This window comes from SAR202 cluster bacterium, assembly GCA_016872355.1.
In the GTDB taxonomy this organism is placed as follows: Bacteria; Chloroflexota; Dehalococcoidia; order Lucifugimonadales; family VGZY01; genus VGZY01.
This window is the reverse complement of the sequence record VGZY01000117.1, coordinates 1-4777: the sequence shown is the minus strand read 5'-3', so window position 1 is coordinate 4777 and position 4777 is coordinate 1. Positions and strand designations below refer to the sequence as shown.

At 61.8% G+C, this 4777-nt stretch carries 5 protein-coding genes and 1 pseudogene; 5 read left to right on the top strand and 1 reads right to left on the bottom strand.

Annotated elements, in window-relative coordinates; all coding sequences use genetic code 11:
• The first annotated feature begins 214 nt into the window (after positions 1–214).
• From FJ319_14480 to FJ319_14465, 4 genes and pseudogenes are all read left to right on the top strand, one after another.
• On the top strand, positions 215–817 hold the full coding sequence (locus FJ319_14480; GenBank protein ID MBM3935471.1) for an RDD family protein: 603 nt from the start codon (positions 215–217) through the stop codon (positions 815–817).
• Positions 818–858: 41 nt separating this feature from the next.
• Positions 859–1497: a zinc-ribbon domain-containing protein gene (locus FJ319_14475; protein MBM3935470.1), complete on the top strand. Its 639-nt coding sequence runs from the start codon at positions 859–861 to the stop codon at positions 1495–1497.
• Between the two features lie 15 nt (positions 1498–1512).
• Positions 1513–2496 (top strand): Ldh family oxidoreductase, encoded by a 984-nt coding sequence (locus FJ319_14470; protein ID MBM3935469.1) that lies wholly within the window; start codon positions 1513–1515, stop codon positions 2494–2496.
• Positions 2497–2710: 214 nt separating this feature from the next.
• Positions 2711–3348 (top strand): annotated as a pseudogene (locus FJ319_14465) (zinc-ribbon domain-containing protein).
• Between the two features lie 8 nt (positions 3349–3356).
• Here the strand turns inward: FJ319_14465 and FJ319_14460 are convergent.
• Complete coding sequence (locus tag FJ319_14460; GenBank protein ID MBM3935468.1) at positions 3357–4454, bottom strand: hypothetical protein; 1098 nt, start codon at positions 4452–4454, stop codon at positions 3357–3359.
• Between the two features lie 136 nt (positions 4455–4590).
• On the opposite strand from FJ319_14460, the gene FJ319_14455 reads away from it, so the two are divergent.
• Positions 4591–4777: helix-turn-helix domain-containing protein (locus FJ319_14455; GenBank protein ID MBM3935467.1), on the top strand; the 187-nt coding region annotated here is incomplete at its 3' end.

Here is a 4777-nt window from a genome sequence, read left to right as displayed (position 1 = left end):
CGCCCAAGGATCGAAAGCCGGCTCAAGATCACCCTTGGAGATCGAGACTGATTCAACCAAAACCAGTCGTACTGACAAAATCACTGAGCAGTAAGACTGACAAAGTCATTGAGCATTGACACGGGAATGGCGAACGCGCAGATTGACAGAATGGCCTGGTGATAATACGTTATGTTTCCGGCGGCGGTGTCTTCACTAAAGTGGAGGTGACCGGATGCTCTGTCCAAAGTGCGCGTCGAGAGTGGACGACGATGCCGCACAGAGCGACCGGTGCGGCGCAAAGATTGAAAGCCTGCTCGGCAAGGTCGGGGTTAAGCCGGGAGTGAGGACCGGTCTGGACGCAGGCCGACCGCTCCTGCTCAGGCCGCTTGCATCGTCCGAGCCCGTCCCGGCGCAGGACCCCATCGCCGGCTTCGACGAGCGGGTGTGGGCGTTCATAGTCGATACCGTGATCGCTCTGGCGATCGGGTTCATCCTGGGCGCCATGGGCCTGCATCTCCTGATTTCGGTACCCCTCAGCCTCCTCCTGTACGGCACGCTTCTGGAGGCCTCCCCGGGCCAGTCCACGTTCGGAAAGAAGCTTATCGGCCTCCGCGTCGTCAGCGCGCGCAACTACGAGATGACCTTCGGCAAAGCGGTAACAAGAAACTTCGTCAAGCTCTTTCTCGGTCAGTTCATGCTGTTTGGCCTTCTGATAGCGGTAGTCACCCGAAAACGACAAGCCCTGCACGATTTTGCTGCGAATACCCTGGTGGTCTCTGCCCGGTGGAAGACTATCCAGGAGTGGCGGACCCAACCGCCTCCCGGCAGCCCCTGAGGGGATGCCCCCGGACCCATTTCAGACACGGAGGTATCCGGATGTTCTGCTCCAATTGCGGCAAGGAGGCCCAGCAGGGCGCGAGCTTTTGCGCGCACTGCGGAGCCAGGCTGGCGGTCGCCCCGGCGGGGACGGAAGCGGCGACGGGCGCAGTGCCCGCGTCGCTAGCTCCACCGGCGCAGGCCCTGCCCCCGGCGCCCAAATATGCCGACTTCTGGAAGCGCCTGCTGGCTTTCCTGCTTGACAGCGCGATCCTGAGCGCCGTAACGGGCATGTTGAGTTTTATCTTCTTCCCTTTGTTACTGGGCATGCCGGGTTTCAGCGACGGGACATTTTGGTCGCCCGCCATGACGGATGAAGAGATGTTGGCCTTTTTCGTTGCGTTTTTGGTCCTGGGGGTGGCATTCTTCGTCGTTTCCACCACCGTGATTGTTGTATACGGCTCGATCATGGAGAGCTCAAAACAGCAGGGCACCGTGGGGAAGATGGTGCTTGGACTCTACGTGACCGACATGGAGGGGCGCAGGCTTACATTTGGCCGGGCGCTGGGCAGGAACCTGGGGAAGATAGTCTCAAATATGACCTTCTACGTCGGGTATATTATGGCCGCCTTCACGGAAAAGAAGCAGGGCCTGCACGACTATATGGCCGGCACGCTGGTCTGGGAGAAGAACATCTAGCCGCAAGGGGACAACATGCTGAAGCCGTTCCAGACACGGGAAGAGGACTGGGTCCGCGTTTCCCACGAGTCGCTGAGGGGCACTATCCACGCAGTCTTCCGCAAGATCGGGCTGTCAGAAGAAGACTGCGCCATCCTGGCGGACTGCATCGTCGCGACGGACCTGCTCGGCGTGGAGACGCATGGCGCCTCTACAGCCGTGCGGGCATACGTGGACCGCTACCGCGCCGGCTCGTGCAACCTGCGGCCCCAGCCGCGCATCGTCCGGCAGACCCCGGGCACAGCCGTAATCGACGGCGATAACGGCCTGGGCGCCATCCAGAGTGTCAAGGCCATGCGCATGGCAATCGAGAAGGCGCGCACGGTGGGCATCGGCGTTGTCACGGCGTTCAACTGCGGCAATACCGGCGCCATCGGCACCTACGCGGAGCTGGCGGCCAGGGAGAACATGGTGGGGCTCTGCATGAGCGGGGCAGGGGGACGGGACGGTGTCCTTCCCACGGGCGCCGCCGAGGGACGCCTGGGCACCACCCCCATCGCCTTCGCCGCGCCGGCGGGTGAGGAGCCGCGCTTCCTGTTCGATGTGGCCACGTCCGCAGTCGCAGGTGGAAAGCTCAACCTTGCCAAAAGGCTCGGCACGAACATCCTCCCCGGCTGGATAGCGGACGCCAACGGCGTGCCCATTATGAAGGAAGGCCCCATACCGTCGGGAAAGTACTTCCGCATTCCCCTCGGCAGCACGCGCGAGCTTGGCTCGCACAAGGGCTACGGCCTGAGCGTGATGGTGGTGATCACGGGCGCGATGCTGGCAGGGCAGGGCTCCGGCATGGACGGCGAGGACGTGGGCTCATGCCACCACTTCGTCGCGTACAACATTGAGGAGTTTACGGACGTGGCGACCTTCAAGAAAAACATGGACGTCATGCTCCGCGCCCTCAGGGAGACCCGGCCCGCGCCGGGTTTCGACCGCGTGGTCTACGCCGTGCTGCAGGCGTACTAGGAGGAGCAGCGCCGCCGCGCGACCGGCATTCCCCTCCACCGCGACGTGGTGAAGTACCTCGATGGGCTTGCTGACGAGCTTGGAGTGACAAGGGTGGGGAGGGTGTAGTCTGTGCCGAAAAAAGTCGCACGTGCTCGATGACAGCACGATACCCGCATAGTAACCTGCCGCATCAGGCGGAAGCCTATATCCAGGTCCCCGGAGATGACGGCAAATGTTCTGCGCGACTTGTGGAAAGCAGGTAAGCACAGACGTAAAATTCTGCCCGCACTGCGGGAAAGAGACAGCTCCGGCGGCCCAACCTGTTGGGGCAGGCGTGGCCCAGGGCTCGCCTTCCGGTCTGCCCGTAGACTACTCTCCACTCCTGTCTGCCGTTGCCGCGTCGACCGACGCTCCACCCGTCGCCGTCAGGTACGCGAGCCTGTGGGTCCGGTTCTGCGCCAACCTCGTTGATGCATTTATCGTGATGGCCGGCTTCATCGCCGGGTTCGTGGTTCTGACAGTCGTAGCCGCCGCCGCTGGAGGGATTTCCGGGACGGACAGCGATGGCGCAGACGCGCTAATAGGCGTGTTCACCGTACTCTATTACGTGGTCTTCATCGTCGGCCGCTGGCTTTACTCCGCGTGGCTGGAGAGCGGCCCTACCCAGGCCACCTTCGGCAAGCGCGCGATGAAGATCTACGTCACAGACTCCAGCGGCCGCCGCCTCAGCTTTGGACGGGCGACCGGCCGCCACTTTGCGAAGTACATCTCTGCCTTCACGTTCATGATAGGTTACCTCATGGCCGCCTTTTCGAAAAAAAGCAGGCGCTCCATGACATGATTGCCGACACCGTGGTGGTATGCAGGTAGGGGCTGTCTTAGTAGAAGCATCCTCTTCCCGGGATGTCGTAGACCGCCTCCACCTGGCCGCCGCGGATGGCGATGAACTGGTCCCAGCGGTTGACCAGGCCGTCCTGGTAGCCCGGGTGCACGGTAAGTTTGTCTCCCGCCTTTATCTTCACGCCGGCGTCCAGCTTGAGCACCATGTGTTCGGAATGTAGCTCCTCAATGGTCACGCCCTTCATCGCCACTTTGGGCCAATAACCCTTGATGGGGCATATTGCCCGCGTGCCGATGTCCGCCACCGCAACGCCCGGGCGCGGCGCGCTCACAACCGTAGCAAGCAGCATGCCGGCCATCTGGAACTCGGTCATGTACGCGTTCGTGACGTCCATTAGCGCATACGTCCCCCCCTCGACCTCCGTCACCCCCGGGATCTCCGTTGCCAGGTCGTACGTATAGGTCTCGCCGCTGGAGACGATCTCTACCGGCATCCCGGCCTTTTCGATCGCCTTCACCGCCTCCATGCAGATGTCAAAGAACTTGCGCCCAACGATGTACCGCGTCTCCTTGTCCGGCCAGCCGTCGATCGTCTGGTGGCTCATCACGCCGCGGAACGCCACGCCGGGCAGGCTGGACGCCAGCTTCGCAAGCTCCACGGCGTGTTTGCTGGTGCGCACGCCGGCGCGGTGCATATCCGTGTCGATCTCTATCAGGATGCCGATGGTTACGCCGTTCGCGGAGGCCACGCGCGCGATGTCCCGGACGTTGCGCTCGTTGTCCACGCAGACTTTCATGTCGCCCACCTTCGCCAGGGCGCACAGGCGGGCGATCTTTTCGTCCGTGACTATCTGGTTCGGGATGAGAATGTCCTTGATGCCGCCCTGGACCATTACCTCCGCCTCTGACACTTTGGCGGTGCAGACGCCGCCGTTCGTGCCGCCGATGTCTATCTGCAGCTTCGCGATGAACGGGCTCTTGAGGTTCTTGGTGTGCTCGCGCATCTTGACCGCGGTGTTGCGGTACGTGTCCGCGATGACGCGGAAGTTGCTCTCCAGCGCGTCCATGTCCACGATGAAGCAGGGTGTCTCTAGCTCGCTCACGGGCGTGCCCTTCTGCGGGCGGTAGAAGTCCATTGGGTCTCTCCTGGTTACCGGGCGTTAGGCAGGTGATATTGTACCTGAAAGATGCGCGGGGCAAACAAAGTGCCCCGGCTATGCATTGGTGCAGTGATAGTGTCAGGGGTTAAGGGAGCAGTGAAAATGTCAGTCTATGAAAGAACTGACAATGAGCGAGAGAGAGGCTAAACGAACGGTAGTGTTGAACGCTGTCCTTGAGAAGCGATTGACAAAGGCTCAAGCTGCCACGGCATTGGGGGTATCGGAGCGCCAGGTATGGAGGCTTCTGGCGACCTACCGGAAGGATGGAGCGGCAGGGCTGGTCCATGGCAATCGAGGAC

Excerpts from the sequence above, each read along its gene's own strand:
- FJ319_14480 (MBM3935471.1), top strand. The coding sequence starts at position 215 with ATGCTCTGTCCAAAGTGCGCGTCGAGAGTGGACGACGATGCCGCACAG.
- FJ319_14475 (MBM3935470.1), top strand. The coding sequence starts at position 859 with ATGTTCTGCTCCAATTGCGGCAAGGAGGCCCAGCAGGGCGCGAGCTTT.
- FJ319_14470 (MBM3935469.1), top strand. The coding sequence starts at position 1,513 with ATGCTGAAGCCGTTCCAGACACGGGAAGAGGACTGGGTCCGCGTTTCC.
- FJ319_14460 (MBM3935468.1), bottom strand. The coding sequence starts at position 4,454 with ATGGACTTCTACCGCCCGCAGAAGGGCACGCCCGTGAGCGAGCTAGAG.